The 25767-nt window shown below is 64.4% G+C and carries 26 protein-coding genes; 11 read left to right on the top strand and 15 right to left on the bottom strand.

Annotated features, from left to right (window positions below; all coding sequences use genetic code 11):
• Positions 1 to 973: 973 nt before the first annotated feature.
• Positions 974 to 1135 carry a hypothetical protein gene (locus tag JYA52_RS09370; RefSeq protein WP_205652917.1) on the bottom strand — a complete coding sequence of 54 codons (162 nt, stop codon included), beginning with the start codon at positions 1133 to 1135 and terminating at the stop codon, positions 974 to 976.
• A 326-nt stretch (positions 1136 to 1461) separates the two neighbouring features.
• Here JYA52_RS09370 and JYA52_RS09375 point away from each other — a divergent pair, with 326 nt between their 5' ends.
• The gene (locus JYA52_RS09375; RefSeq protein WP_104174334.1) at positions 1462 to 1677 is read left to right on the top strand and encodes a death domain-containing protein; all 216 of its coding nucleotides are present in this window, start codon (positions 1462 to 1464) and stop codon (positions 1675 to 1677) included.
• A 51-nt stretch (positions 1678 to 1728) separates the two neighbouring features.
• Here JYA52_RS09375 and JYA52_RS09380 read toward each other — a convergent pair whose 3' ends face one another.
• From JYA52_RS09380 to JYA52_RS09410, 7 genes are all read right to left on the bottom strand, one after another.
• The gene (locus JYA52_RS09380; RefSeq protein ID WP_205652918.1) at positions 1729 to 2739 is read right to left on the bottom strand and encodes a threonine ammonia-lyase; all 1011 of its coding nucleotides are present in this window, start codon (positions 2737 to 2739) and stop codon (positions 1729 to 1731) included.
• On the bottom strand, positions 2732 to 3250 hold the full coding sequence (locus JYA52_RS09385) for a RidA family protein (RefSeq protein ID WP_205652919.1): 519 nt from the start codon (positions 3248 to 3250) through the stop codon (positions 2732 to 2734). The genes JYA52_RS09380 and JYA52_RS09385 overlap by 8 nt, the downstream gene beginning before the upstream one ends.
• Positions 3251 to 3584: 334 nt before the next feature.
• Entirely contained in the window at positions 3585 to 4457 is an 873-nt protein-coding gene (locus tag JYA52_RS09390; protein WP_205652920.1) for an amino acid ABC transporter permease, read from the bottom strand.
• Positions 4454 to 5134: an amino acid ABC transporter permease gene (locus JYA52_RS09395; RefSeq protein ID WP_205652921.1), complete on the bottom strand. Its 681-nt coding sequence runs from the start codon at positions 5132 to 5134 to the stop codon at positions 4454 to 4456. The genes JYA52_RS09390 and JYA52_RS09395 overlap by 4 nt, the downstream gene beginning before the upstream one ends.
• A 29-nt stretch (positions 5135 to 5163) precedes the next feature.
• On the bottom strand, positions 5164 to 6006 hold the full coding sequence (locus JYA52_RS09400; RefSeq protein WP_205652922.1) for a glutamate ABC transporter substrate-binding protein: 843 nt from the start codon (positions 6004 to 6006) through the stop codon (positions 5164 to 5166).
• 45 nt (positions 6007 to 6051) lie between these two features.
• Positions 6052 to 6780: an amino acid ABC transporter ATP-binding protein gene (locus JYA52_RS09405; protein WP_205652991.1), complete on the bottom strand. Its 729-nt coding sequence runs from the start codon at positions 6778 to 6780 to the stop codon at positions 6052 to 6054.
• A 69-nt stretch (positions 6781 to 6849) separates the two neighbouring features.
• Complete coding sequence (locus tag JYA52_RS09410; protein WP_205652923.1) at positions 6850 to 7527, bottom strand: 4-carboxy-4-hydroxy-2-oxoadipate aldolase/oxaloacetate decarboxylase; 678 nt, start codon at positions 7525 to 7527, stop codon at positions 6850 to 6852.
• Positions 7528 to 7879: 352 nt separating this feature from the next.
• Here JYA52_RS09410 and JYA52_RS09415 point away from each other — a divergent pair, with 352 nt between their 5' ends.
• Together JYA52_RS09415 and JYA52_RS09420 are read left to right on the top strand one after the other, a co-directional pair.
• Positions 7880 to 9025, top strand: coding sequence for a pyridoxal phosphate-dependent aminotransferase (locus tag JYA52_RS09415; protein WP_205652924.1), 1146 nt, complete (start codon positions 7880 to 7882; stop codon positions 9023 to 9025).
• Positions 9022 to 9648: a TetR/AcrR family transcriptional regulator gene (locus JYA52_RS09420; RefSeq protein WP_205652925.1), complete on the top strand. Its 627-nt coding sequence runs from the start codon at positions 9022 to 9024 to the stop codon at positions 9646 to 9648. Before JYA52_RS09415 ends, JYA52_RS09420 begins: the two co-directional genes overlap by 4 nt.
• A 15-nt stretch (positions 9649 to 9663) precedes the next feature.
• Here the strand turns inward: JYA52_RS09420 and arfB are convergent, their stop codons facing one another.
• The 4 genes from arfB to JYA52_RS09440 all read right to left on the bottom strand — a co-directional run bounded on the left by arfB (position 9664) and on the right by JYA52_RS09440 (position 11560).
• Positions 9664 to 10086 carry an alternative ribosome rescue aminoacyl-tRNA hydrolase ArfB gene (arfB, locus tag JYA52_RS09425; protein ID WP_205652926.1) on the bottom strand — a complete coding sequence of 141 codons (423 nt, stop codon included), beginning with the start codon at positions 10084 to 10086 and terminating at the stop codon, positions 9664 to 9666.
• 83 nt (positions 10087 to 10169) lie between these two features.
• Complete coding sequence (locus JYA52_RS09430) at positions 10170 to 10703, bottom strand: DUF6023 family protein (protein WP_205652927.1); 534 nt, start codon at positions 10701 to 10703, stop codon at positions 10170 to 10172.
• Positions 10704 to 10744: 41 nt separating this feature from the next.
• Complete coding sequence (locus tag JYA52_RS09435; protein WP_240460144.1) at positions 10745 to 11284, bottom strand: dihydrofolate reductase family protein; 540 nt, start codon at positions 11282 to 11284, stop codon at positions 10745 to 10747.
• 9 nt (positions 11285 to 11293) lie between these two features.
• Positions 11294 to 11560, bottom strand: coding sequence for a DUF1876 domain-containing protein (locus tag JYA52_RS09440; RefSeq protein WP_205652928.1), 267 nt, complete (start codon positions 11558 to 11560; stop codon positions 11294 to 11296).
• A gap of 254 nt (positions 11561 to 11814) precedes the next feature.
• Between JYA52_RS09440 and JYA52_RS09445 the strand changes: the two genes are divergently transcribed.
• Positions 11815 to 12942: an acyltransferase family protein gene (locus JYA52_RS09445; RefSeq protein ID WP_205652929.1), complete on the top strand. Its 1128-nt coding sequence runs from the start codon at positions 11815 to 11817 to the stop codon at positions 12940 to 12942.
• Here the strand turns inward: JYA52_RS09445 and JYA52_RS09450 are convergent.
• Entirely contained in the window at positions 12939 to 15098 is a 2160-nt protein-coding gene (locus JYA52_RS09450) for an amylo-alpha-1,6-glucosidase (RefSeq protein ID WP_205652930.1), read from the bottom strand. The genes JYA52_RS09445 and JYA52_RS09450 overlap by 4 nt on opposite strands.
• A 285-nt stretch (positions 15099 to 15383) precedes the next feature.
• Here JYA52_RS09450 and JYA52_RS09455 point away from each other — a divergent pair, with 285 nt between their 5' ends.
• The 3 genes from JYA52_RS09455 (at position 15384) to ggt (ending at position 18983) form a co-directional block, all read left to right on the top strand.
• Complete coding sequence (locus JYA52_RS09455; RefSeq protein WP_205652931.1) at positions 15384 to 15668, top strand: hypothetical protein; 285 nt, start codon at positions 15384 to 15386, stop codon at positions 15666 to 15668.
• A gap of 108 nt (positions 15669 to 15776) precedes the next feature.
• A complete protein-coding gene (locus tag JYA52_RS09460; protein ID WP_205652993.1) occupies positions 15777 to 17051 on the top strand; it encodes an MFS transporter in 1275 nt (424 codons plus the stop codon).
• Between the two features lie 105 nt (positions 17052 to 17156).
• Positions 17157 to 18983, top strand: a complete 1827-nt coding sequence (gene ggt / locus JYA52_RS09465; RefSeq protein ID WP_205652932.1) for a gamma-glutamyltransferase — start codon at positions 17157 to 17159, stop codon at positions 18981 to 18983.
• On the opposite strand, the gene JYA52_RS09470 is transcribed toward ggt, so the two are convergent.
• Entirely contained in the window at positions 18967 to 19959 is a 993-nt protein-coding gene (locus JYA52_RS09470) for a CapA family protein (RefSeq protein ID WP_205652933.1), read from the bottom strand. The two genes, ggt and JYA52_RS09470, sit on opposite strands and share 17 nt — an antisense overlap.
• Before the next feature lie 271 nt (positions 19960 to 20230).
• Between JYA52_RS09470 and JYA52_RS09475 the strand changes: the two genes are divergently transcribed.
• On the top strand, positions 20231 to 21559 hold the full coding sequence (locus JYA52_RS09475) for a phosphoribosyltransferase family protein (RefSeq protein WP_240460145.1): 1329 nt from the start codon (positions 20231 to 20233) through the stop codon (positions 21557 to 21559).
• A gap of 207 nt (positions 21560 to 21766) precedes the next feature.
• Positions 21767 to 21982 (top strand): hypothetical protein, encoded by a 216-nt coding sequence (locus JYA52_RS09480; protein WP_205652934.1) that lies wholly within the window; start codon positions 21767 to 21769, stop codon positions 21980 to 21982.
• Between the two features lie 13 nt (positions 21983 to 21995).
• On the opposite strand, the gene JYA52_RS09485 is transcribed toward JYA52_RS09480, so the two are convergent.
• On the bottom strand, positions 21996 to 22997 hold the full coding sequence (locus tag JYA52_RS09485; protein WP_205652935.1) for an Lrp/AsnC family transcriptional regulator: 1002 nt from the start codon (positions 22995 to 22997) through the stop codon (positions 21996 to 21998).
• Positions 22998 to 23126: 129 nt separating this feature from the next.
• Between JYA52_RS09485 and JYA52_RS09490 the strand changes: the two genes are divergently transcribed.
• Both JYA52_RS09490 and JYA52_RS09495 read left to right on the top strand, forming a co-directional pair.
• Complete coding sequence (locus tag JYA52_RS09490) at positions 23127 to 24548, top strand: MFS transporter (protein ID WP_205652936.1); 1422 nt, start codon at positions 23127 to 23129, stop codon at positions 24546 to 24548.
• Positions 24545 to 25744, top strand: a complete 1200-nt coding sequence (locus JYA52_RS09495) for an amidohydrolase (protein WP_205652937.1) — start codon at positions 24545 to 24547, stop codon at positions 25742 to 25744. The genes JYA52_RS09490 and JYA52_RS09495 overlap by 4 nt, the downstream gene beginning before the upstream one ends.
• The last annotated feature ends 23 nt before the right edge of the window (positions 25745 to 25767 follow it).

Genomic DNA, 25767 nt, shown 5'->3' on the forward strand with positions numbered 1-25767 from the left:
CGTAGCGCGGACGTGATGAATGTCAATTACTCGTCCCATGCGGTCAGACATGACCAGAGTCTCCGGAGAGCGTGAACGTAAAGGCCCGAAAAACCCGAGCGACATGTCGATATCAGGCAGACTCATCTTCAAGGCCTCGACGGCAAACCACACTGCCATGTAGTCCGCGAGCGACAATTCCGGCCCAGGCAATATCGCGCCTGACGACCCGGCTACTATCTGCTCCGAAGGTTTATGCCACTGAATCGGTTGCGTTTCTCGATCGGCGCTGGCGTAAGTTTGGGAATAGGCGGGAAGTTCAATTCTATCCAAGTAGTTTATGACATCAGAGGAGCGGAAATCTCCGGTAACTGTCAGAACGCAATTCGAAGCACTAAAGGCGGATGCCAAGAAGTCGTGAACGTCACCGTATGCGCCTCGCAGTTCTTTCACGCCGTAGCCAAACCCATCGTGCGAGAGACTCCACTCGCGATAGAGACTCTGGCTGAGGTCTACCCATGGTTCCCGTCTGCCATGATGCCGCGCGAGTGAGTCCCGAACCTCCGCATCGACGGCACTTATGGCCGAGAGATAAGCCTGCTCCCCACCGAGCGGACGCCCGGGCAGGTGCAGCTCCAACGCAGCAAGAACGTCGGCGGCGTCGCACAGAAACGTGATCTGCGTACAGTTGGGCATCGTCTTGGCGCCCGCAATTAAGCCCTGGCAAGCGGCACGGTGTTCGACACTCCCCGAAGTGTCAGTCGTGCCTTGCTCAAATACCAGGTGCTCACCCACGTGAACGAGGCCTGCCAGACCTGCGGGGTCGTCCCTAAATCCCGACTTGTACGTCCAACATATGGCGACGCTGCCGGCTCCACGATCCTCATACAGTTCCACAGCCAGTCCCGTGCGGTGGGTAAATCTCACGAACACTCCTCCCAGGAGAAGCCGCCCGGCAATGGAACACTGCCGGGCGGCCGTCGATCACGGTCTCCTAGCAGAGGAAGGAGCTCGTTGCGAAGAGCCACGGCGTGGCGGGAGTCGCCACGGTGGCCGGCGTCGTGCCCGGTGCTTCTGCAACTGCAGACGCTGCCACGTCCTGAGCTGAAGCCAGGTTCGAGTACGACGCCATAAACGCTTCGATGTTCGTTTCCAATTTTCCCCCTATAAAAAAACTGCTGCTGATGCGGCAGTTTGCTTTTCTTGTAAGACACTATTCCGGATAGCAGAACGAACCTAACATCGCCTATCTGAGCGGGTCAAATCGTAACTAAACTCGATGGATATAAGCCTATATTCACCCTAATTTGCTTCTTGAGCTCCGATATATGGTCCATTAAATTTCGTCAAGTCATACGGCATTCATCTCTGCGGAAGGCGTCATGAGGGAACGGCTCGAAGGCCCTTTCCAGGCAGCTGAGTCAGGGGCCTGCATCGTCAACTTTTGTTGACGCCGGCATCGACGTCAACTAAAGTTGACGCATGGAGGTGGAGCGGATGAAAACGCTTGTGGCATCGATGGACGGCAAGGGTCCAGCCGAGGCACTGTATGCCGTGGCGGAACTGCAGAAGGAAGTTGGCCGCACCGAAGCGTCCCTGGTCCGCAAAGCCCGGCAGGCGGGCTTGTCCTGGGAGGCGATCGCATTGTGCCTCGGTGTCAGCAAACAGGCCGTCCACCGCAAATACGGCAAGCAGTAAATCCGGCCCATATCGGGCCTAGCTTCCAGGCGCCCGGTATCCCCGGGTGTCTCAGGCCAGCTTCAGCGGGTTTTCGACGAGTGCTCGGGTATACACGGCCGGGTCCACGTTGCCACCTGAAGCGACGATCGCTACCGTCTTGCCCGCGAAGTTGGCCTTCTTCGACAGGACTGCTGCCAAGGATGCCGCGCCGCCGGGTTCGATCACCGTTTTCAGGGTGTAGAAGGAGGTGGCGACGGCCGCCAGCGCTTCGCCGTCGTCTACCGTGAGTGCCTTCACGCCGTGGCGGAGAAGAACTTCCAGGGGAAGCTTTCCGGCGACGGGACCGCTGATGCCGTCCATAATCGTGTGACGCACGGCAGGGTTGCTGCGTACTTCACCGGCGGCGAGCGAGTGCGCCATTTTGTCGTAGCCCTGCGGCTCAACGATGTACTTTTCGATCTCCGGGAAGAAGTGCCCCATCGCTTCACTGACGCCGGATGCGAGGCCGCCTCCGCTGCAATTGATGACAACGGCATCAGGTTTCTGGCCTGCCGCGATCAGCTGCTCAGCCATTTCCAGGCCAGTGGTTCCAGCACCCGCCATGATGGCGTGGTCGTCGAACGGCGAGATGATGGTCATTCCTCGTTGGGCTGCGATTGCTTGGGTAATCTCGGCGCGGTCTTCCGTGGCCGGGTCATAGAAGACAACCTCTGCGCCCCACCAGCGGCAGTTCTCAACTTTGATCCGCGGTGCGTTGCTGGGTACAACGATGACGGCAGGGCAACCAACGATGCTCGCGGCTGCGGCGACGGCCGAGGCATGATTGCCTGCCGAAAATGCCGCGATTCCGTTCTTGCGGTTGTCCTCGCTGAGCCCCAGGACCTTGTTCAAGGCCCCGCGGATCTTGAAGGAACCCGTCAGCTGAAGAGCTTCCGTTTTGACCCACACGCGGGCACCGGCTGCCTTGTCCAGCATCGGCGAAGAGAGCAGCGGCGTCCTAACAACGTAGTCCGTGATCCGGTAGGCGGCCTGTCTAATTTGCCCGATGCTGAACACGTCCATGGGCTGCTGGTCAGTCATTGTCTTTCACCAGTTCAAATACGGTCGAAATCTCGACGGCTGCCTGCCGGGGAAGCGCATAGACGCCGACGGCGGTCCTGACGTGCCTGCCATTGTCACCGAGGGCACGAAGGAAGACTTCGGATGCACCATCCATGACCTTGGCCTGTTCGCCGAATTCAGGGACACACCGGAGAAAACCGCTCAAACTGAGCAGACGAAGACGGCTGAAGTCCCCGCCGCACGCTGCCCCCGCCACGGCAAGGGTGTTCAGGGCGCACAGTCGTGCAGCCGCTTGGCCGTCCTCGACGGTGAGCCCATCGCCCACGACTCCTGTGAATTGCATTTCTTCCCCCACGCGGCAGATCTGGCCTGCAACCAACAGTTGATTCCCCGACCAAACGAACGGCACGTAGCTGCCGCCGGGTCGCAGAGGCTCATCAGGGAGCCGAAGGCCAATCGAAGCTAAACGGTCATCAATTGTTTCCATCAAGTCGTCTTTCTCATCGTGGAAGTAATGGAGCTGGGTCACTCCTTTGACACGGTACGTCGTCAGCTGCGCACCCGCGCGTTCCCCTGCTGAGTCGGGACGAGCTTCAGAACAAGCATCCAGCAGACAGGCCTGCCATCAAGCGAAGGCATCAGCTCTCCTTGCTGCAGGTAGCGGTACGGCGTGGGGTCGCCGTCGGGACGCCACCAACCACTGGCCGGTGCATGGTGGCCAGTCATTGCTCCCAACTCAGGACCTTTATTGCTGATGATCGGTGTAACAACCACCTGGATACCTTTCTACTCGGGTCGGCTGTCGAGGAAGTTCGACGGCGGTCCGTCGCCAAAGCTGCACGGCGCCGCCGTCGAATGCGGAGTCAAAGGGCGGGTACCGCGACCTGCCGGTCCGCCGCCTTCGCGACGGGTTTCCGGCCCTTTCGCAGCTTGTTCTCGACGGTCACGGCGAGTTGGGACAAGGCGAAGTTGATGGCGATCATGACCGCCGCCACGACGAGCAGCGCGGGAATGTAGTTGGAGTACGCCGACCCCGCCTGGATGCCTTGCCGTACTGCTTCGACGTAGGTGATCTGATAGCCCAGGGCCGTGTCCTTGAGCGCGACGACGAGTTGCGCAACGATCGGGGGCAGCATCGCAGTGATGGCCTGCGGCAGGAGGACCATGCGCATCGTTTGACCGTTTCCCAGGCCGAGGGCGATCGATGCTTCGCGTTGTCCCCGGGGCAGCGCCTGGACGCCCGCACGGACGATTTCGGCGATCACCGCGCCGTTGCAGAGGGTCAGGCCCGTGACGACCGCGGCCATCGCGAGCTGGGTGGAAGGGAAGAGGGAGTAATTGGCGAAGACCTGGAAGCAGAAGATCATCAGGATCAGCAGCGGCATGGCGCGGAAGAACTCCACGACGGCCGTGCATCCGTACCTTACGGACCTCTTCTCTGACATCCGTCCGATGCCGAGCAGGATGCCCAGGACTGTGGCTAGAACTACGGCCAGCGCTGCGGCCTGCAACGTTCCGATGATGCCCGGCAGCAGGTACGTGCGCCACATGTCGGCGGTCAGGAAGGGCAGCCATTTCTCGGGCGCGAGCTGGCCCTTCCCGCTCAGTGCTGAGAGGACCCAGACGGCGCCGGTGGCAAGGCCTGCCAGGCAGGCGGCGCTGATGATGAGGTTCAGGATTTTGCCGCGGGGGCCGGGCTCGTCATAGAGGGTTTTGAGTGCGGGTTTGGTACTCATGTTCTTACCGCCAGTTTCTTGCTCAGGTGGCTGAAGGCAGCGCCGGTGGGGAGGGTCAGGCACATGAAGCCAAGGGCGAAGATCAGGCCGACCACGATCAGGGCCGAGGTGTTTTCGATGACTTCCTTCATCAGCAGCGCGGCTTCCGCGACGCCGATGACGGAGGCGACGGTCGTGTTCTTGATCAGTGCGATCAGAATGCTGCCCAGCGGCCCGATCACGGCCCGGAAGGCCTGGGGCAGCACGATGTACCGAAGTCCCTGGGTGAATCCCAGGCCCAGGGAGCGGGCGGCTTCAGACTGTCCCACGGGGATCGTGTTGACCCCCGCACGGATCGATTCGCAGACGAACGTTGCCGTGTACAGGCTGAACGCCAGCACGGCGAGGCGGAAGGAACTGTCCGTAATGGAGGTCGGGGACTTCGCATCGACCAAGGTAATGCCCAGCTGCTGGGCCAGGCCGAAGGAGGCGAACAGGACCACGAGCGTCAACGGCGTGTTCCTGACGATGTTCACGTAGGCGGTTGCCACGGTGCGCAGCGCCCAGACCGGGGAGACGCGCATCGCGGCCAGTAGCGTGCCCAGCACCAGCGCACCCACGGCGGACAGCGCTGCCAGTTGAATGGTACGGATGAACGCCGTGAGCAGCTGGTCGCCGTATTCAGTGAGGATTTCCATGGATTGGCTCCGGATTCCTTGAGGTGCTTTTAGTACCTGTTGACTGCCGGGGCCGCAGGCTGCTGGTATCCGGAGGGACCAAGATTCTTTGCGAAGGCCTTCGCCCACGAACCGTCCTTGATCATGTCGTCGATCGCGTCGTTGATCTTGGCCCGACCCGCGGTGTCGTCCTTTTTCAGCCCGATGCCGTAGGAGTCTTTGGTGAAGGGCTTGCCGACGACCTTGAGCTTGCCGGCGTTGATTGCGGCGTAGCCGGCCAGGACGACGTCGTCCGTACTGATGGCGTCAACGGCGCCCGACTTCAGCGCTTCGACACAGGCTGCGTTGGTGTCGTACTCCTGCAGCTGCACATCCTTGCTGTAGTTCTTCTTGATGTTTTGTGCGGGAACGGATCCGGCGGTTGAGCACAGCTTCTTGCCGCCGTTGAGGGATTCGGGACCGGTGATGTCTGTGTTGTCGGCGCGGACCAGCAAGGATTGTCCCACTGTCAGGTAGGGGCCCGCGAAGCTGATCTTCTGCTTGCGGGCGTCGTTGATGGTGTAGGCGGCGACGATGTAGTCCACCTGGCCGTTCTGCAGCAGGTTTTCGCGCTGCGCGGTGGGCGCTTCCTGCCACTTGATCCCGGATTCCTGGACGCCGAGCTTCCCGGCGACGTACTTTGCGACATCAACGTCGAAGCCGCTGAAGCTGCCGTCCGGGTTCTTCTGGCTAATGCCGGGGCGGTCGAAGACAATGCCGATGGTCAACTGGCCGGCTTCCGCCCTGGCCTCCACGCCCTGGGCCTCGCTGCCGGCCGCGCTGGAGCAACCGGTGGCCGCACCCGCGACGATGAGGGCAAGGGCGGGCAGGGCAATGAGGGACTTGAGTTTCATGATGGATTCTTTCTGCGCTGCTGGGAGGGATTGGTTGCTACAGGATCAGTGGCTGAGGATTTTGCCGAGGAAGTCCCGGGCTCTCGCGGTGGCCGGGGCGGTGAAGAATTGTCCCGGTGTGGTGTCTTCCAGGATCTGGCCACCGGCCATGAAGACCACGCGGTCTGCTGCCCGGCGGGCGAAGCCCATCTCGTGGGTGACGACGAGCATGGTCATGCCTCCCTTGGCCAGGGACGTCATGACGTCCAGGACTTCGGTGACCATTTCCGGGTCGAGGGCCGAGGTTGGTTCATCGAAGAGCATCACCTTCGGTTCCATGGCCAGCGCCCTGGCAATGGCCACGCGTTGCTGTTGTCCCCCGGAGAGCTGGGCCGGAAGTTTGTCGGCCTGGTTGGCGATGCCCACCCGTTCCAGCAGGGCCATTGCCCGGTCCCGGGCGGCGACCTTGGACAGTCTGCGCACCTTCAGAGGTGCCAGCATCACATTTTCAAGAATGGTCTTGTGGGCAAAAAGGTTGAATGACTGGAAGACCATTCCGACGTCGGCCCTGTAGCGGGTGAGGGCTTTGCCCTCCTGGGGGAGCGCCCTTCCGTCGATGGAGATCGATCCGGCATCGACGGTCTCCAGCCTGTTGATGGTCCGGCACAGCGTGGACTTGCCGGATCCGGACGGTCCGAGGATGACGACGACCTGGCCGCGAGCAACCTCGAGGTCAATGTCGCGCAGGACGTGGAGCGGCCCGAAGTGCTTGTTGACTCCCTGCATTGAGATCATGAGCTGGGAACCTCCGGTTTCGGCGTCGCGGTCGAGGGTCGTTTCAGGGTTCTGTGAAATAGTCATGGGTCACCATCCGTAGCGCTGAAGGGTGGGGAGCAATCCGAGGAGTTCGGCAGTGGAGGCGCCGTCCATGATCCTGTGCCGGAACTCTTCCTCTTTGGCTTCCCGTTCCTCGGCGGACTGAAGAGCGTCAAGAACCTCGCAGGCTTTGACCACCACCAGCCCGTCACGATCGCCGACAATGATGTCGCCGCGCTCCACCGTGCTACCCGCAAGGTTGATGGTGCCTCCGATCGAGCCGGAATCCACCTTGGTGGTTCCCCGAATGGAGATCCCGCGCGCGAAAACCGGGAACTCTGCCTTGATGATCGCTTCGGAGTCGCGGATTGATCCGTCGATGACAAGCCCCGCGATACCGGCACGTTGAGCGGCAAGGGTGAGCACGTCGCCCCAGGGGCCGGCGTCGGTGAATCCCTTTGCGTCGACTACGAGTACGTCGCCAGGCTGGGCCATCAGGACGGCCTGATGGAGCATGAGGTTGTCACCCGGCGCGGTGTTGACCGTCAGCGCGGTTCCCACCACTTTCATGTCGGGATGGATCGGACGGATCGCCGAGGCGATGGATCCCCTTTGACCCTGCGCCTCGTAGACAGTGGCCGTTCCCAGCGACAGCAACCGCTGTAACTGCTCGCTGCTAACCGCCCCTTGTGCCGGGGCGTCATTGTGTTCCTGAATTCTTGTCATTGGGATCGGCGTGCTGCCTGGTCTCCTTCTGGTTTGCGACGGCGGACGGGAACCGGTGTCTGACGGGACTGAGTTGAGGCAACTGTGCCGCGCCGCCGCTTGGGCGAACCTCCGCACTTCGCTGTGCCTCACGTCACACTAAAGCACAATGCGTCAGCACTCGCAACTACGAGTACACTCGCAATATATTCAACAAACGTCCACCAGTTAGGCGATATGCGCCCGGAATCCACGGCGTCGACCGCAGAAGGACGCGGCAAACTAGCGCCCTTAGGGGGTCAAGAGCATGGCTCTTGTCAACTTGCGACTACTGTCTTAGTTTTAAGTGGAAACCACAAATATTGGAGAAAAGTTGAACTTGTATCGCGCATCAGCAGCCATTGACCGTGTCGTCACCACATCCCTCCGTCCCATGGGGGGAGCGGCACCGGCCGGGGCTCTTTCGCTGTCCATGGGCGAACCGGACTTTGATACGCCGCCGGAAATCGTCGATGCTGCCGTGGAAGCCCTCCACACCGGCTGGACGCACTACGGGGATGCAAACGGTGATCCGGAACTGCGGCAGCACATTGCGGACGAGGTTTCGTCGGCATCCCGGCACGCGGTCGGGCCCGAATCCGTCCTGGTCACTCACGGAGGGTCGGCAGCCATCACGGCAACAGTCCTCGCGTCTGTAGATCCCGGAGAAAGGGTTGTCATTCCGGAGCCTACCTACTCCCTCTATCCGGACGCCGTGCGGCTGGCCGGCGGGGTTCCGGTCTTCGGGCCCACCAGGCCCGACAACCAGCTTGATGTGCCCGCCTTGCTCGACGCCGCTGCTGGCGCCCGCCTGATCACCCTCTGTAATCCGGTCAATCCCACCGGCGCCGTTTTCAGCAGGAGTTCCCTCGAGGAACTCGCCGAGGGGCTGGCAGGCACTGACACGTTGGTGTTGGTCGACGAGGCCTATGCCCACCTGGTGTACGACGACACTTTCGTCTCGTCACTGGCCATCGAGTCGCTGCGGGAACGCTTGGTCTATTGCCAGACTCTCTCTAAAACGTACGCGATGACGGGGTGGCGGATCGGCTATCTGGTTGCGCCACCGGAGCTCATCGGTTCAATCCGTGCCGTGCACAGGACCATGAACAGCGCAGTCAATGCCGCGGCGCAACGCGCAGCGCTGCAGGCGCTCCGGCTCGGCCCGGGAATTTCGTCCAACATGCTGGAGGCCTACAGGGAACGGCGCGACTACGTGGTGGAACGGCTGAAAAACATCCCTGGAGTGGAGTTCACCGAGCCGGCGGGAGCTTTTTACGCCTTTTTCCGCTATCCCCAGGCCCTGCCATCCCCTGAAATGTTGGACCGATTCAAGCAGTATGGCGTTATCCTCCGAGCTGGAAGTGAGTATGGTCCCTCCGGGGAGGGGCACCTGAGGCTGTCCTTCGCAGCAGATCTCGATACCCTAAAGACTGCCCTTGATCGCATTGAACAAGGAATATTGGAGATACAGGGGTGACCGTCCTGGCCGCTGAACAGCTTTCAAGCCCGCCGTCGGTGCGGAGTCGTCGCGACACCGTCCGAAACAAACGGCGGCTCCTCAATGCTGCCGGAGAACTTCTGCGCGAGGATCCCCAGAACGCCTCCATGCCTGCGATCGCGCAGAAAGCCGAGCTGTCAGTGGCCACCGCCTACCGCTACTTTCCGACTCTGGAAGAGCTCCACAAGGAGTATCTGCACGGTGTTCTGGTAAACCTGCGCGATTACAGCCTCGGTTCCCCTCTGCATGGAAAAGCTTTGTTTGAGGATGTTGTGGCCCGCCACGTGAAGCTGCTGGAGACCTACGGGCCGGCCATGATCCAGCTCCGGTCCCGGGAAGGCTTTTTGACAAGGCTGCACCGTGGCGACGAAGTGATAGGCACGCTCCACGAAGCATGGGAGCGCCCAGTGCGGGAGGTCATTAGGGAGCTGGGCCTCTCCGAGGGTCTTTTTGACTTCGCCCTCATGTTCTGCAATTCGCACTTTGATCCCCGTGAGGTGGACGACCTCTTGAAAAACCGTGGCAGCCTCAGTGAAGCGGCAGCCATCAGGATGTTCATCAACGCGTTTTATGGCGCCCTCAAGGGCATGGCCGAAAGCTAGTCGGCACGGGCCGGGCTACTCGGCGGACGGCCGCTTACGTTGTCGTTTGGTCGCCGCCCGCCGTTCCTTTGCGGCGAGGCGCCGGCGGTTCGAGCTCCGTGTGGGTTTGGTCGCACGGCGGGGAGCAGCTTCGGGAGCTAAACCCTCCGCCACGAGGTCGGAGAGCCTGGCCAGGGCGATCTCGCGGTTGCGCAGCTGAGAGCGCTGCTCGGAGACGGCCACGGTGATCACCCCGTCGATGAGACGCCGCCCCAGGCGCGTGGCCAGCATCAGCCGTTGGCCCTCCGAAAGCGCCGCAGAGGTGCCGACGTTCCACGAGAGCTCGACCCGGCTGTCCGAGGTGTTGACGTGCTGACCGCCTGGTCCGGATGAGCGCGAGAACCGCCAGCCGAGTTCCGACGACGGAATCGTGAGCGCGGGTGACACTTCCAGATCCATGCCACCAGCGTTGCACGATATGGGCTCGTTCGAAGACCGCGCGGGCTGCAGGGAGAACGATGCTCTTAGGGGGCTTCGCCCGGTCAGGGTGCCGGAACAATCCAGAAACCGGCGACGGCGGCGGTCCCCGGTTCGGTGCTCATGCGAAAGCCGTGTGCGGACACCGGGCCCACTTCAAGGTTCACCTTCGTGCTCGTCACCGTTCCGCAGTCGAGGGCCAGCTCATGTGCGGTTCCTCCCCGACGGTCGGACTGCGAGATGGAGAGTGATGCAGCGCGTACGCCTACGCACGCTGCGGTCACCGTGTAGCTACCCTTTGATATTCCAATGACCGAGGTCCTGAAGCCGTCGCTGCCCAGTCCGCCTGATCCGGCCAGCACGACGCCCTCAGGCGAAGGGCCCAAAAGGCTGTCCAGCTGGGCCTGGTTTCTGGCCGCGACCTCGGCAACGCGCGGGTCGGCAGTCGGCGGGCGAGGGGGCGCGGGCCGCGACGGTTCGGGTGATGCCGCCGCCGGAGCCGGGCTGTCGTCGGCGTATTCACAAGCCCCCAGGGCCATTCCGGAACAGGCCAAAACCAGCAGCCGCCCCGTAGGCCGGATCCATCGGTTTCCCCCCATGCCCCAAAGCCTACCGCGGTCCGGCCGGCCCTTACCGTGTGTCAGGCAGGAAGCCGTTTCAGCCCATAGGTCAGCAGCACTATGCCGGACGGAAAGTGGCGGCACTCCCGGAGCTCCAGCCTCGTCCACTGGCTGATCCTGCCAAAGAAGGGCACTCCGCCGCCCAGGATAACCGGCACGATAGCGACGCCCAGCTCATCCAACAAACCCAACTCGATAAACTCAGTGACGAGCTGGCCCCCTCCGAAGACGCAGATATCCTTTTCGGCAGGGATAGAGGACTGGATCCGGGCAACAAGATCGCCCAGATCCCCTGAAAACAGCTGCGTGTTCCCTGTGGTGGCCAGAGTTTCGTCATGGGTGACAACGTGGGTGGGAACCGCAGAGCCCCCGCCGCCCATGCCCGCCACTTCGCGGTACGTATTGGCCCCCATGACGTAGGCGCCGGTTCTGCGCTCAGTCGCCTCAAAGCCGTAGTCCTCATCCTCGGCCATGGCATCGTTCAGCCACGACAAGTCCCCGTTCTCAGAACGGATGTACCCATCGAGGCTGACGGCCATTCCGCCGAAAACGGTGCTCATGAACGCAGACTAAGCGCGGAGATGCGGCGTTTCCTTGGTGACTCTCTCGATATCGGTAGCGGTGGCCTCGATCAGCTGATGCGCCAAGTCTGCCAGCGCCCGTGCGGTGGCCAACTCGTCACCGATCACGGGGACATCCGAGTCCCTCGGATTCAGCCTGGCCATTCCAACCCCTATCAGGTCGGACCGGTTTTCCGCGTGCAACTGCGCCTTCGCCCGTGTTTGGCCTTCGTGCTCGTCAATGACGATGTTCACGGACCAACCCTTCTCACGCATGGTGGTCGCCTCCTCCATCAGAATTCAACAATGTCAAGCTCGATTCACCCCGTCAAGGGTCTGCCACTAGGGCTGCGGCGCACGCGGCTGTTGGCTGGACAGAACGGTGTCAGGTTTCGTCCAGCCTGGTTTGGGAGACTTGGACAGGGCGCGCGATTGGTCGCCCTCCAATCACATGCATGTCAACACGCAAGGGTCGGTTCTTGCCTTTCGCCTGAAGCTGGAACCGGCCAGATAGAAGCTCCGGAGGTTATGTGACGTTGCTGGCTGGTGGGACGGTGGCGACGGCCGTCCTGCAAACTACCGAACGCCCAAGGCTGGGCGGCCTGGACGTCCTTCGCGGAGCTGCCGTCGGTGCCGTTCTGCTGGGACATTCCTGGCCCGGGATTTTTCAAGGCGCCGGAATCGTGGGTGTCATTGTCTTCTTTGTGCTGAGCGGCTACCTAATCACCGGCGTGCTTCTCAGGGATGTCGAAAGGCACCGTGAAATCCGTTACGGCCGTTTTTATGCGCATCGGGCGTTCCGCCTCCTGCCGGCGCTCATCGCCTTCCTGGGCGTGTACGCCATTGTCGAGTTGGCGGCCGATGTGCTCGGTGATCGATCCAAGGGAATAATCGGGTACACCCTCCTCGCCGGCTTCGGCCACCTCAAAGACATACCGCTGCCGTTCGACGTCAGCATGGCCATCGGCCCCCTCTGGACACTGGCCGCGGAGGAACAGTTCTATCTCATCTGGCCAGCACTCCTGGTTTGGGCCCTGCGGCGGAACCGTCAGGCACGGCTGCTTTGGTGGTCCGCCGCCGTCGTCCTTTCCTTGATGACGGCGACTGTGCTGGCGATGCTCGTCCTTGCACCGCACCTTCACTCCCTGGTCTACGCCCTGCCGACGACGTGGGGCCTCGGGCTTATTGTCGGTTCGGCACTGCGCCTGTACCGGAACCACATGTTCAGCTGGTTCTCCGGCGACCGGCTCAGACGGGCGGCCCTGACCGGATCGATCCTCGTCCTGGCGGCGCTCGTCTTCTTCCCCAAGGCCAACGAGACGCCGGTCTTCTTCTTCGTGGGAGGCCCCCTTGCCATGGCTGCGGCAGCAGTCCTGGTGGTACTGGCCGCCTCCCGCACCCGCCCGATGCCGACCTGGACACGCCCGTTGCAGGCGCTGGGAACAGTGTCCTATGCCGCCTACCTCTGGAATTACATCGTCATCCTGTGGCTCAATGGCGGATCCACAGCCGATCTGCCGCCGCTGGTGGCTGTCTCGGCCATCGTGCTGACCCTGCTGATAGCGGTCATCAGCTGGCACACCGTCGAAAGGCTGGGACGAATGGCGCGCGAACGCTTCGACCGGCACTATGCTGCCGCTCAGGACCGGCGCCGCTAAGCCTTGCCTCGCAGTTCGGCCTGTGCCAGCAGCTCCGTCAGCCATGGCCGGTGCTCACGGTGGAAGACAATGCCGTCGGGCAGCCCATGCACGGTGGGTTCGGAACCGGCGATGTCGATGGTGATCCGGCCGCCGCCCATCGGCGCGTTGGTGATGTGCAGGTCGCCGTAGGATTCCGGGAGTACGGGATCCAGCCAGAAGCCGCCGCGGGAAATATGCGCGTCGTACCGCATGAGGCTGGTGACCAGCATGATCGGTGTGGTCGCTGCCCAGGCCTGGGGCGAGCATGCTGTCGGATACGGCACAGGCTGGGGGACCTGGTCCCTGCCGAAGCCGCAGAACAGCTCCGGGAGCCGGCCGTCGCTGTAGTCGGCCGCCTCCAGCAGGGCAGCTGCGATCCGTTGCGCCTCCGCCACGAATCCGTAGCGCAACAGGCCCGCCGCGATGATGGCGTTGTCGTGGGGCCAGACGGACCCGTTGTGGTAACTGGCGGGGTTGTAGGCGCCCATGTCGCTGGCGAGCGTCCGCACGCCCCAGCCGCTGAACATCTCGGGGGACATCAGCCGCTCGGCCACCAGCGGCACCTTGTCCTCATCGATAATGCCGTGCCACAGGCATTGCCCCATGTTGGACGCGCATGCGTCGACGGGCCGTTTCTCGCCGTCCAAAGCGACGGCGAAGTAGCCGTGGTCGGGCAGCCAGAACTCCTCGTTGAACCTTTTCTTGAGCCGCGCCGCTTGGTCAACGAGCTCGGCCGCTAAAGGCGTGTCGCCGGCGTCGTATGCCATCCATGCCCGGGAAAGATACGCGCTGTAGACGAGTGCCTGGACCTCGCAGAGCGCGATCGGGGGTTCCGCCAGTGTGCCGTCGGCGAAGTTGATGCCGTCCCAGGAGTCCTTCCAGCCCTGGTTGATCAGGCCCTGGTCGTTGAGGCGCTCATACTCGACAAACCCGTCGCCGTCCTTGTCGCCGTAATTTCGGATCCAGTCCAGCGCCCGGTCCGCATGGGGCAGCAGCGCGGCGATGGTGTCTTTGCCGAAACCCCAGCGGCTCACCGAACCGAGCGTCATCACGAACTGCGGGGTCGCGTCGACGCTGCCGTAGTAGGCGGACTTGCCGCCCAAGGAAAGCCCGCTGGAGACACCGAGCCTGACCTCGTGCAGGATTTTTCCCGGCTCTTCCTCGCTCATCGGATCCACGACCCTGCCCTGGCGGTCGGCGAGCGTTTGCAGGGTGCCCAGGGCGAGGGAGGGGTCCACCGGCAGCGACATTTCCGATGCCCAGAGCGAGTCGCGGCCGAACAGGGTCATGAACCATGGCGCGCCGGCGGCCACCACGATCCGCTCCGGATGAGCCGGGTCCTCGATGCGCAGTGCGCCCAGGTCGTCGTAGCTGCGCCGCAAGGTCCGTTCGATGGAACGGTTGCCCATGTGCAGCTTGGGAATTTTCGCCACCCACTCCTCGCGGCGGCGGTCGCTTGGAGACAACTCACCTGCCGCCGGACGAACGAACGATGCTGACGGCGCGGCGGTGCCGTCGACAGCAGGCACCACGCTCAGCAGCGTGCTCCACTGCCCGTGCGGCGGGACAACTGTCCGGTACGTCAGGGCATCGGGGGCGACGTCGGCGCCGTCGGCCTTGACGATGACGCCCTTGCGGACGTCCTGCCAGACAGCCCTGATGGCCAGCGAGTCGCCGTCCGGCTCCCGGGTCTCCTCCCAGCGCCGCTGGACCCGCGCTTCCTTGACTTCGAACAGATCCGCGAAGTCCGATTCAACGCTGAGCGAAACCACGCATTCGGCCGCGTCCGCGGAGTAGTTCCGGATGGTGATCTCCTCCCGGATCCCGGCGCCCACTTCGCGCAGGCGCTCCACGATCAGGGGACTGTCCGCATAGCCGTCCGAGCGGGGAACGCGGCCAATGAACAGGGCCCGGTAGGGCTCCCTCGTGGCCGCAGTCAGTGGTTCCAGGGGCTGGCCGTTGACGCTCAAGTTCCAGCGGGACAGGATGCGGGTGTCCTCATGGAAAACCCCGTGCGGATGTTCCGGATGTATGTCCCCGTTCGCCAGGGAAATGCAAAAGGATGAACCCTCCACCAGCGTGACCGTGCCGGACCCCACAGGTCCGGCTGCCGTGTCTGCATTCCAGCCAGCCATCACCGCCTCCTTCGGCTCAAGACGGAGGCGGCGGAGAGTGAACCAGAGTCCAACCGCTGATCGCCGCCTTGCTCTGTGGTAGACGCTACGCTTGCGCTCCGCTTGATGCTAGGCACCTTGATGCTACGTACTTGATGCATGGCTAGCGGTCTGCACCTGGCCTTGCATCCCGGCCGTTCCCGGTACTTACTAGGTGATGGGAGGTCTGGCCACGCAGGTAGGGATGCCGGTGGCCAGGCATCCCGTCGGCGCCAGCCGACCCAACAACTGAAGCCGGAGGAGAAAATGTTTGCTCGAGTCAGCACCTACAAAACCAGCCTCGGCACCACCGGAGAACCTTCGGAGGACACCGTGAGGCGCGTGCTTGAACTGCCCGGCTGTGTTGGCCTCTACTACCTGAAGGGAAAGGACGACAAATCCCTCTCCATCACGCTGTGGAATACGCAGGAAGCCCTCGCCGAGAGCCAGGAGCCCGCAGGCAGGATCCGCTCCGAAACCAGCCGCGAACAGGACATGCAGATCCTGGACGTCGAGGAATTTGAAGTGCTGACCGAGCATCTGAAGCAATGAACGGCGGATGGCCGCCAGCCTGCGGCTGAGGCCGCTCTGGCGGGCTCCGGCGAAGGGGACGAGAATGGGCTCGTGCACCCTCGTCGCCCCAGCGGGGACGTAGACGCGATGAACGCCGACGCCCGAAAGATCCAGCGCATTTATCTTACGTTGACGCTGGGCAATACCCTTGCGGCCTCGTTCATCTGGGGGATCAACACCCTCTTCCTGCTGGATGCCGGGCTCAGCAACCTCGAGGCCTTTGCCGCGAACGCCTTCTTCACGGCCGGCATGGTGCTCTTCGAGGTGCCCACCGGCGTGATAGCCGACGGCTGGGGGCGCCGAGCTTCATTCCTGCTTGGCACCGTGACGCTGGCCGTATCGACATATCTCTACTACATGCTTTGGCAGTTTTCCGCCCCGTTCTGGATGTGGGCGGTGGTGTCCGTATTGCTCGGACTGGGCTTCACCTTCTTCTCGGGGGCGGTTGAGGCCTGGCTCGTCGACGCGCTGCGGTTCTCAGGCTATGAAGGCGGGCTGGAGACGGTGCTCGGTCGGGGACTGATGGTGTCCGGCACCGCGATGCTTGCCGGCTCGGTGGCCGGTGGCGTGGTGGCGCAGGCCACTGACCTCGGTGTGCCGTTCCTGCTGCGGGTGGGCGTGCTGTTGGCCATGTTCGCCGTGGCCTTTTGGCTCATGCACGACGTCGGTTTCACGCCGGAGCGGTCCACCCACCCTCTTCGTGCCACCCGTGCCGTACTCTCCGCCTCGATCGAGAACGGATTGAAGAACCCGCCTGTACGGTACGTGATGCTGGCCGCGCCATTCACCGCGGGCGTCGAGATCTATGTGTTCTACGCCCTGCAGCCGTACCTGCTTGAGCTGTTCGGCGACCCGCACGCGTACTCCGTGGCGGGCCTTGCGGCGGCGATGGTGGCCGGGGCAGAGGTGCTCGGAGGCTGGATGGCGCCCCGGGTCCGGCGCCTCGTCCGTAAACGCACGACGGTGTTGATCCTGACCACCATCATGAGCGCGCTGATTCTGGTCGTGCTCGGGTTCATTCAGGTGTTCTGGGTGGCGCTGGTGCTGTTGGCGCTCTGGGCGGTGGTTGCCGCGGCGGGCACCCCGGTCCGGCAGGCCTACCTGAACGACATGATCGCCTCGAAGCAGCGGGCAACAGTCCTGAGCTTCGACTCACTGGTGGGATCAAGCGGTGGCGTGGTGGTGCAGCCGCTGCTCGGCCGGGCAGCCGATGTGTACGGTTACCCCGCGTCGGTGGCGATCGGCGGCGTGATCGAGCTGATCGCGGTGCCGTTCCTGCTGGCCAGCCGCCGGCAGGGCCCACCGGCAGATCTGGCCAGTGCCGCGGCCAGCACGACCGACGCGGAATCCCCGCCGGCGTAGACGATCTCGGGGTCGCCCCTGCGGCCTGAAGGCTATTGAGTGTCCCACTGCCGCGGAGTAGCGTGGCAATACCGTCAACCGCACCACCCAGACCCGGGAGCGACCATGCCTAATGTGAGACGTCGCCTGGCTGCCGTCACGGCGGCCGTGACCATGAGTGTGACCAGCGGAGCCGTCATCAGCCCCGCGTTCGCCGATCAGCTGGAGACCAAAAAGACCGCGACTGCCACCGGCTACGGCGGCGCGGTCAGCACCGTGGACCCGGAGGCGTCCGCCGCGGCGATCGAGGTCCTCCGCGAGGGTGGCAACGCCGCCGACGCCGCCGTCGCGGCCGCTGCGACGCTGGGCGTGACCGAGCCGTACAGTGCCGGGATCGGCGGCGGGGGCTACTTCCTGTTCTACAACGCGAAGACCGGCAGAGTTGGCACGATCGACGGCCGCGAGACCGCACCGGCCGCAATGCCGCGGGACGCGTTCATCGATCCGGCCACAGGCAAGCCCTACAACTTCACCCCCGAGCTGGTCACCAGCGGCGTCTCCGTAGGCGTTCCCGGCACGCCGGCCACCTGGGAGCGTGCACTCAAGCGGTGGGGCACGCTGGACCTTGATGATGCCCTCGAGCCGGCCATTGAGGTGGCGGACCGGGGCTTCCTGGTCGACGAAACGTTCCGCCAGCAGACCAAAGACAACGAAAACCGCTTCAGGGCGTTCACCTCCACGAGCAAACTCTTCCTCCCGGGCGGCAAGCTGCCCGCCGTCGGAAGCGTCTTTAAGAGCCCCGACCTTGCCAAGACGTACCGGCTGCTGGCGGACAAGGGCACCCGCGCTTTCTACCACGGCCAGCTCGCGAAAGAGATCGTAGCCGCCGTCAAGGCGCCGCCCAAGACTGCCACCACGAAACTGCCCGTCCCGGCAGGCCACATGACCACGGCTGATCTTGCCGCCTACCGCTCCCTGGATCAGGCGCCCACCCACGTGGAGTACCGCGGCCTGGACGTCTACGGCATGGCGCCGTCCAGCAGCGGCGGCACCACGGTCGGCGAGTCACTGAACATCCTGGACACCTTCAACCTTTCCGGGATGTCAACGCCCGACGCCCTGCACCATTACCTCGAGGCCAGCGCCCTCGCGTTCGCGGACCGCGGCAAGTACCTGGGCGACCCCGCGTTTGTCGATGTCCCCACGCGCGCCCTCACCGACCCGCTGTTCGGCAAGGAGCGCTCGTGCCGGATCGACCCGAAGCGCGCGGCCGTGAAGCCCGTCGCACCCGGAGACGCGTCCACGTACGACGGCGTGTGCCCGGCTGCCGCCGCGGCGCTCGCCGACGAGAAGGACACGGAGAACATCTCGACGACCAACCTGACGGTCGCGGACAAATGGGGGAACGTGGTCGAGTACACGCTCACCATCGAGCAGACCGGCGGATCCGGCATCGTGGTCCCGGGCCGCGGGTTCCTGCTGAACAACGAGCTGACCGACTTCTCGACCGTGTACGACCCCAAGGATCCGAACCGGATCGAACCCGGGAAGCGGCCGCGCTCCTCGATGTCGCCGACCATCATCCTCAAGGACGAGGAGCCCTTCCTCGCGCTCGGTTCGCCCGGCGGGTCGACCATCATCACCACAGTCCTGCAGACGATCATGAACCGCGTGGACCGGGGCATGAGCATTTCCGAGGCGATTGCCGCACCTCGTGCGGCGCAACGGAACACAGCCAATATCAGCGCAGAGCAGGAGTTCATCGACGCCTATGCACCCGACCTGGAGCCACGTGGCCATGTGTTCGCCAAGGCGGGGGACTCGTTCACGTCGCTACCAGAAATAGGCGCGGCGACGGCGATCGAGTTCAAGCGCGACGGGAGGATGGTCGCCGCGGCCGAGCCGGTCAGGCGCGGGGGCGGCTCGGCGATGGTGGTCAAGCCCGCGAGGTGAGGCCTGGGCCGATCGGTATCTCCAGGACATTGTCGGCCTCAATCCAGCTGCTTGGCGTGCCGAGCTGCGCGCACTGGCGCTGCATCCGCCAGGCAACTTTCTGCGCCCCCGGGCCTGCGAACCGGGTCTGCATGCGGGTGATCGTTGTCGGATACAGACGCAGCGTGGAGGGCACGCTTCCCCTGGTGTCCAGGAGGAAGACGAATGACTGGTCGTTGCGTTCATTCGGGTCCACGGCGTAGTCATCCACGAAGTCGCCGGCACTGTAGACAACAGGCCGGTTCCGGTAAATTCCGACGCCGCGGAAAATGTGGGCCGAATGCCCGAATACCACGTCGGCACCGGCATCTATCAGTGCCCGTGCCAACCTTTGGTGCTCAGGCGGGACATCGGATCCCCAGTTGCCGCCCCAGTGGGCCGAAACGATCAGCAACTGGACCCTGCCCTTCGTCCGCCGGACCAGTTCCAGCAAATCCGTCACCCGGCGGTCGCCAGGTTCCACAGGGACGTAGTAGATTCCGGGGTCGCGGCCGGTTGCCTCCCAGTCCGGCTCATTGTCAGTGAAGGCAATGAAGCCGACGGCATGTGGACCCACCCGCCGGACTGCCGGCCGCCGGGCCGCCTCCAGGTCCATCCCGGCGCCGGCCCGCAGGATCCCGTGCTGATCGAGTACCCCTAACATCTCCCGCAGCGCATCAACTCCGAAGTCCAGCACATGGTTGTTGGCCAGCGAGACCACATGGATAGCCGCCGACCTCAGGCTCTCGACGTTCTTGGCGTCCGAGCGGAAGCGGTACACCTTGCGGGGCGCAGGTTTTCCGTGGTCAGCCAGGACGCACTCGAGGTTCGCGAACGTGATGTCGGCCTGGCGCAGGAGTGGCAGGGTATCGCCCCAGGGATAGGCGGGATCGGCCGTCTTCAGCCGGTCGTTGACCAGCCGGCCCAGCATGACGTCCCCCAGGAGCGCGATCTGCATGCCCAACCTCCATCTTGCAAGGCCTTTGATATCAGGATGCACCGGCTGCTTGCCCTGGTGCCAGTCAACCGGCGGAGGCCATACCCGCCGTCGAAAAAGCGCAGGAGCTTCAACGGTTCCCGCCCAAAAAAGGCCTCGCAAGGTCCGGATTCGTGAGGGATAGTTGGAGCAGGAGCAGTGGGCCGCAGCGCCTTATTCCCTGGGTGGCTGAGTCTCCGGTCGGGAAGGGGTCTGCGGCCGCCGTGTTGATGGGAACGTCGCGGTGGTGGGCATGTTCGCGGACAGGGCTGATGCAGGGCGGCAGCTGGGGCTGCGGCTGGAGTATCTGCGCGGAGGCGGCGCCGTCGTACTGGGTGTGCCCCGCGGCGGAGTTCCCGTGGCATTCGAGGTAGCGGGGGCACTCGGCGCGCCCCTGGATGTGATCCTGGTGCGCAAGCTGGGGGTTCCGTTCCAGCCCGAGCTCGCGATGGGAGCCATCGGCGAGGGCGGGGCCAGCGTCCTGGACAAACGCGTCCTCTCACTCACGAGGGTCAGGCAGGAAGACCTGAAGGCTGTTGAAGAACGGGAGCGGCGTCTGCTTAATGACCGGGTGGCACGGTTCCGGGCCGGCCGGACCCTCATGGACCTGAGCGGCCGCACGGCCGTGATCGTAGATGACGGGATCGCTACCGGGTCAACCGCCCGCGTGGCCTGTAGCATCGCGCGCAAACTGGGGGCTGCGAGGGTGATTCTGGCCGTTCCCGTTGCCCCTGCCGACATCCTCGGCACATTTAAGGAGGCGGACGAAGTGGTGTGCCTCGCCACGCCCCGGCAACTGACCGCCGTCAGCCAGCATTACCGTGACTTCTCCCCGACGACCGACGACGAGGTGGCGTGGCTGCTGGACGCGTCCGCCGAGCGTGTGCAGAGAGCCTCTTCAGCCTCCGGCAACCCCGGCCTCGACCAGGACGTGCAGATCCACTCGGACGGGGTGCGGCTCCAAGGCCACCTGGCCCTTCCCCGACCGGATGCAGCGGTAGTGGTGTTCGCCCACGGCAGCGGCAGCGGCCGGCACAGCCCGCGAAACCGGTTCGTCGCCTCGATGCTCCAGCAGGCGGGGCTGGGGACCTTGCTTCTGGACCTGCTCAGCCCCGGGGAGGAACTGGACCGCGCCAACGTGTTCAACATCGAACTGCTTGCGCGGAGGCTGACCGCAGCCACAGGCTGGCTTGGCAGCCAGCCGGACACGGCCTCCTGCAGCGTGGGATATTTCGGCGCGAGTACAGGGGCAGGTGCCGCGCTGTGGGCGGCTGCCGAACAAGGGGAGAAGATCGGCGCAGTCGTCTCGCGGGGAGGCCGGCCGGATCTGGCAGGTCCCTGGCTTGCCCGGGTCCGCGCCCCGACGCTCCTGATTGTCGGCAGTGCAGACCACCAGGTGCTCGAACTCAACCGCCGGGCGCAAGCCCAGATGCGCTGCCCCAACCGGCTGGAACTTGTCCAGGGTGCAACCCACCTCTTCGAAGAACCCGGAACGCTGGAGCAGGCGGCAGTTCTGGCCAGGGACTGGTTTGTGCAGTATCTGCCTTGGGAGCGGGATGCGCCATCCGGGTCCGCCCCGTGAGCAACGCGCCGACCTGCGGCAGCCTGCACGGGAGGCCGCCACAGTGCTTCCCGCCTTCACAGTGTTTCCCAAGGGGGCTCCCGCTCTGTTCCCACGTGACGTGACCATGGTTAAGGCGTGAGGTTCTGGAGAGAGAGCATAGTTCCCGTTCTTGCAGCCCTTGCGGTGGCTCTTTTGGGCGCGGCGGGCGCCTCAGGAGTGGACCAGATGGCGAACGCAAGGGTGACGAATCCGGCCTGGCTCGTGGTCCCTGCTGGCGCGGCGGATGGGCACCCGCCGCTGCGTCACCTGGTCCTGCGGGGCCTGGCCGCGGGGTCATTGCCCGGAGGGTTCCCGTACGACGAACCGCGGGAAGAAAAGTACGACGAGGACTACGACGAGGCACTTCACGACGGGCCAGCGACCCGCGCCGCACAGGGGTGACGGCAGAACGGGGCTACGCCTCCCGCCACAGGGGCAAGGGGACGACTCCCCGGCTGCGCCCTGACTCGTCCAGCAGGTGGCCGAGCCGCTTGTAGGTGCGCACCACGGCCTGCCGCGAGATCACCGCGCTGCCCGGCGCCCGGGATGCCAGTTCCCGCTCGTGCCCCTGGACTTCGAGATAGTCGCGCACCCACAGCGTCACCACCAGATTCTGGGCACCCAAAACCTGCGCACTCAAGCGGCAACTCGGCAGGCCGGCGAAGTAGCGGCCGATGGAATCCACATGGGTCGCGGGTACGTTGAGGCTCAAGCTCACTTCCCGCAGGCCCTGCTGGACGGCGACGGAAGTATCGCACCTCATCGTCATGTAGCCGGACGCCAGAAACCGTTCCACCCGCCGTCGGGCAGTCTGTGGCGAAACGCCGGCGGCTGAACCCAACTCTGCCCAGCTGGCCCGCCCGTCGCGGGCTAGCTCCTCCAGCAGGGAGGCGTCCAGCCGGTCCGGGGCGTAGGCGGGCGGCGGCGGTGCGGACTCCTTCGCCATGAGCCTCGCCCGCGCCGGTTCCAGGGTGCCGCTGCGCCACTCCGAGGCCTGCCGGTAGAGCTGCGTGACGAACACCACCTCTCGGCGCGTGACCCCCGGCAGGTCCGCGAAAGAGCCTGTGACTATCGCCATGAGTTCCTCATGGCTTGATGCGAAGCAGTCCACGAACAGGTCGTGGGGTCCCGAGACCAGGGAGACCGTCCCGAAAGCGGGCTCTGCACAGAGCCGCTGGATGAGGGCCTCGTGCTCGCCCGGCACCGAGGACAACTGGATGAAGGCGGACCAGCCGGCGCTGAGGTAGCGGGGCCCGGGAGACGGCGTGATCCAGGCGAGTCCCTGCTCCGCGAGCGCATGCCAGCGGCGGGCGATGGTGGGCCCGGACAGGCCCAGGGCGTCGCCCACGCGGGACCAGTCGGCCCTCGGATTGATCTGCAGGGCATTTACGATTTCGAGATCCAGTTCAGAGATCATGGCTGATTCTTTCAGATTCGTCGATGCAAGGGGGATTTCGAGCAATTTACCGCGGGTGCATGGAGCTATGGCTAACGTTGTGACTCGCATCACCACCGGGCGTAAGGGCCCCGAACCCCAAGGAAGCACATGACAAGCAAAACAGCGCCACCGGCTACGGCGGCGATCACCCGCAGGACCATCACCGGCATGATCGTGGCAATGGCCGTGATCGAATCACTCAGCGGCGTCACCCAGGGGTATTTGAACCCCATCCTGCCCGCGCTCGGGCCTGTCTTTTCGATTGATGACCCGACGATCAATGGCATCTTCCTTGTCGCCAACGTCAGTTTTGCCGTGCTCACACCCATCATCTCCAGGCTCGGGGACAGTTACGGATACCGGTTGGTGCTCCGCTGGTCCACTGCCGTCGTGGCCGGGGGAGTATTCATGATGGCGCTCTGGCCGTCCCTGTGGACGGTGACCGTGGGCGTCGTGCTGCTTACGTGCGTCGTGGGCTTCATCCCGCTAATGATGGGAATCCTGCGGGTCACCAGCCCCGCCTCCACACGCACCGGCGTCAGCGTGATGATCGGTATGCTGATGATCATGGTCGGCGCCGGCGGGCTGCTGGCGGGGGTTGTGGGCGTCAGCGACCCCACCCTCGGGTTCTGGGTGGCCGTTCCGTTCGCCGTCGCCGCCCTGGTGTGTTCCTTTCTGCTCCCCGACGCAGGAACTCCCACCCGGGAGGGACTCGCCCTGGTGCCCCTGACGGCGTGTTCGCTCGGGCTGATCTGTTTCGTCGTGGCCCTCTCGATGGGGCCGGACTGGGGCTGGCTCGACGCGCGGACACTCGGATCGGGACTGCTCGGACTGGCGCTGCTGGTCCTCTGGGCCGTGCTCGACGCCGGCGGGCCGGAGCGCGGGAAGAGGTTCATGGACCTGCGCATGCTTGCAAATCCGCGTATCCGCGCCGTCTCGCTGGCCACCTTCTTTTTCGGCTTCGCGTCCATCAGCTACTTCGGCACCAACGGCATCTTCCTGCACGCCAACCCCGACAAGGCCGGCTACGGATTTGCCCTCAGCCCGCTCATGATTGCCATCGTCCTCGCCGCCGCATCCGTCCTTTCGCTCGCGTCTTCGCTGTTGACCGCGCGGGCGCTCAGGGCGTTCGGCGAGCGCGCCACGCTGGTCTTTGCGGGCCTGCTGCTGGCGGGCGGTTTCGTGGTGATGATGGCGGCGCACACTTCCCTGGCCGGGTACTGCGCCGGTTTTGCCTTGTTCAACCTCAGCCTGGGCATGTACCAGGCCGGGACCCGCGCGCTGTCGGTTGAAGGTGTGCCGCTGGAGGAGACGTCGACGGCGGCCGGACTCAACGAGTTGGCCCTCTCGGTCGGCATTGCCATGGGGGCCGCCGTCGTCAAGCTCCTCTCTTCGGCGTCGGCCGAGTCCGGGCGCATCACTGAGAGCGGCCTCGTCTCCATCTGGGGAGCGCTCGCTGTTGCTGCTTTGATTGCGGCCGCAGCGTCCGCACGCTACCAGAAGCAGCAGGCCGCGGAGGTGGGTGCATGAAAGCGGCAACAGTGATCCAGACGGGCGTTGCCTCTGCTGCCGAGACCGGGATCCAGGGTCGCATCTGCGCGGCATTGGAGCGCTGGCAGCCCAGAATCCTTCGCCTGAGCCATGCGATCCATGCCGATCCCGAACTCAGCGGCGAGGAGTTCCGGGCCGCCAAACGGGCCGGCGCGCTGCTGCGCTCCGGGGGCTTCAGCTTTGACGCCGCCCAGCCAACGCTGCCGGCTGCCTTCAGCGCCCGGTATGGAAGCGGTCAACTCGTGGTGGCCCTGTGCGTCGAATACGACGCGCTGCCGGCCATTGGACACGCCTGCGGACACAACGTGAACGCCGCCAGTGCCGTGGGGGCGGCGCTTGCACTCGCCGCCGTGGCGGACGATCTCGGCATCACCGTCAAGGTGCTCGGCACCCCCGCCGAGGAGACCACCGGCGGCAAGGCCGACCTCATCAAGGAAGGCTTCTTCGATGACGTGAGCCTGGCAATGATGGCCCATGCCGGCGCCGAGGACGTCGTCGGCGGCTCCTCCCTGGCCATGAGCATGTGGGATGTGCTGTACGAGGGTCGCCCGTCACACGCTGCGGCCGCGCCGGCTGAGGGAATCAACGCACTGGACGCGTTAGTGGTCGCCCAAACCGCAGTTGCCCTGGCCCGGCAGCAGCTTCCGTCCGGATCCGTTGTGTCGCTGATCGTCACTGAGGGCGGGAGTGCCGTCAACGTCATCCCGGATCGCGCCCGGGCCAGCGTGGAGATGCGCTCGTCCAGCCTGGCGACGCTGCGGGTCATCGAGGAGCGTGTGCGGCGCTGCCTGGAGGCCGGCGCCCTCGCCAGCGGTGCCACGCTTAAGGTCACCCCTGTCGGCAACGCGTATGCCGAGCTGAGGCAGGGCCGTTTCCTTTCCGAGGCGTACCGCGAGGCGATGACGGCCCGGGGGAGGAGAGTGGAATTCAACGACAGTCCGGTGGCTTCCACGGACATGGGCAACGTCTCGCAGTTGGTGCCGAGCATCCATCCGTTGCTCGGCTACGACGTGGGAGGCGCAGCCCATCACACGGCGGACTTCGCCGCCTTTGGGTCCTCCGCATCCGCCGACAGTGCCGTGATGGACGGCGCGTTCGGCCTGGCCGCGGCCGCCGCAGCGGCGGCAAGGGATCCCAGGCAGCGGGCCCGCCTGCTGGGCGGCAGCCGTGATTGATGGAAAGGTCCGGCCAACGTGCA

It is taken from the genome of Arthrobacter pascens (genome assembly GCF_017052465.1).
In the GTDB taxonomy this organism is placed as follows: Bacteria; Actinomycetota; Actinomycetes; order Actinomycetales; family Micrococcaceae; genus Arthrobacter; species Arthrobacter pascens.

Coding starts and splice junctions, on each gene's coding strand:
- JYA52_RS09375 (WP_104174334.1), top strand. CDS start 1,462: ATGGAGGTGGAGCGGATGAAAACGCTTGTGGCATCGATGGACGGCAAG.
- JYA52_RS09380 (WP_205652918.1), bottom strand. CDS start 2,739: ATGACTGACCAGCAGCCCATGGACGTGTTCAGCATCGGGCAAATTAGA.
- JYA52_RS09390 (WP_205652920.1), bottom strand. CDS start 4,457: ATGAGTACCAAACCCGCACTCAAAACCCTCTATGACGAGCCCGGCCCC.
- JYA52_RS09395 (WP_205652921.1), bottom strand. CDS start 5,134: ATGGAAATCCTCACTGAATACGGCGACCAGCTGCTCACGGCGTTCATC.
- JYA52_RS09400 (WP_205652922.1), bottom strand. CDS start 6,006: ATGAAACTCAAGTCCCTCATTGCCCTGCCCGCCCTTGCCCTCATCGTC.
- JYA52_RS09405 (WP_205652991.1), bottom strand. CDS start 6,780: ATGATCTCAATGCAGGGAGTCAACAAGCACTTCGGGCCGCTCCACGTC.
- JYA52_RS09410 (WP_205652923.1), bottom strand. CDS start 7,527: ATGACAAGAATTCAGGAACACAATGACGCCCCGGCACAAGGGGCGGTT.
- arfB (WP_205652926.1), bottom strand. CDS start 10,086: ATGGATCTGGAAGTGTCACCCGCGCTCACGATTCCGTCGTCGGAACTC.
- JYA52_RS09430 (WP_205652927.1), bottom strand. CDS start 10,703: ATGGGGGGAAACCGATGGATCCGGCCTACGGGGCGGCTGCTGGTTTTG.
- JYA52_RS09435 (WP_240460144.1), bottom strand. CDS start 11,284: ATGAGCACCGTTTTCGGCGGAATGGCCGTCAGCCTCGATGGGTACATC.
- JYA52_RS09440 (WP_205652928.1), bottom strand. CDS start 11,560: ATGCGTGAGAAGGGTTGGTCCGTGAACATCGTCATTGACGAGCACGAA.
- JYA52_RS09450 (WP_205652930.1), bottom strand. CDS start 15,098: ATGGCTGGCTGGAATGCAGACACGGCAGCCGGACCTGTGGGGTCCGGC.
- JYA52_RS09455 (WP_205652931.1), top strand. CDS start 15,384: ATGTTTGCTCGAGTCAGCACCTACAAAACCAGCCTCGGCACCACCGGA.
- JYA52_RS09460 (WP_205652993.1), top strand. CDS start 15,777: ATGAACGCCGACGCCCGAAAGATCCAGCGCATTTATCTTACGTTGACG.
- ggt (WP_205652932.1), top strand. CDS start 17,157: ATGCCTAATGTGAGACGTCGCCTGGCTGCCGTCACGGCGGCCGTGACC.
- JYA52_RS09470 (WP_205652933.1), bottom strand. CDS start 19,959: ATGCAGATCGCGCTCCTGGGGGACGTCATGCTGGGCCGGCTGGTCAAC.
- JYA52_RS09475 (WP_240460145.1), top strand. CDS start 20,231: ATGTTCGCGGACAGGGCTGATGCAGGGCGGCAGCTGGGGCTGCGGCTG.
- JYA52_RS09480 (WP_205652934.1), top strand. CDS start 21,767: ATGGCGAACGCAAGGGTGACGAATCCGGCCTGGCTCGTGGTCCCTGCT.
- JYA52_RS09485 (WP_205652935.1), bottom strand. CDS start 22,997: ATGATCTCTGAACTGGATCTCGAAATCGTAAATGCCCTGCAGATCAAT.
- JYA52_RS09490 (WP_205652936.1), top strand. CDS start 23,127: ATGACAAGCAAAACAGCGCCACCGGCTACGGCGGCGATCACCCGCAGG.
- JYA52_RS09495 (WP_205652937.1), top strand. CDS start 24,545: ATGAAAGCGGCAACAGTGATCCAGACGGGCGTTGCCTCTGCTGCCGAG.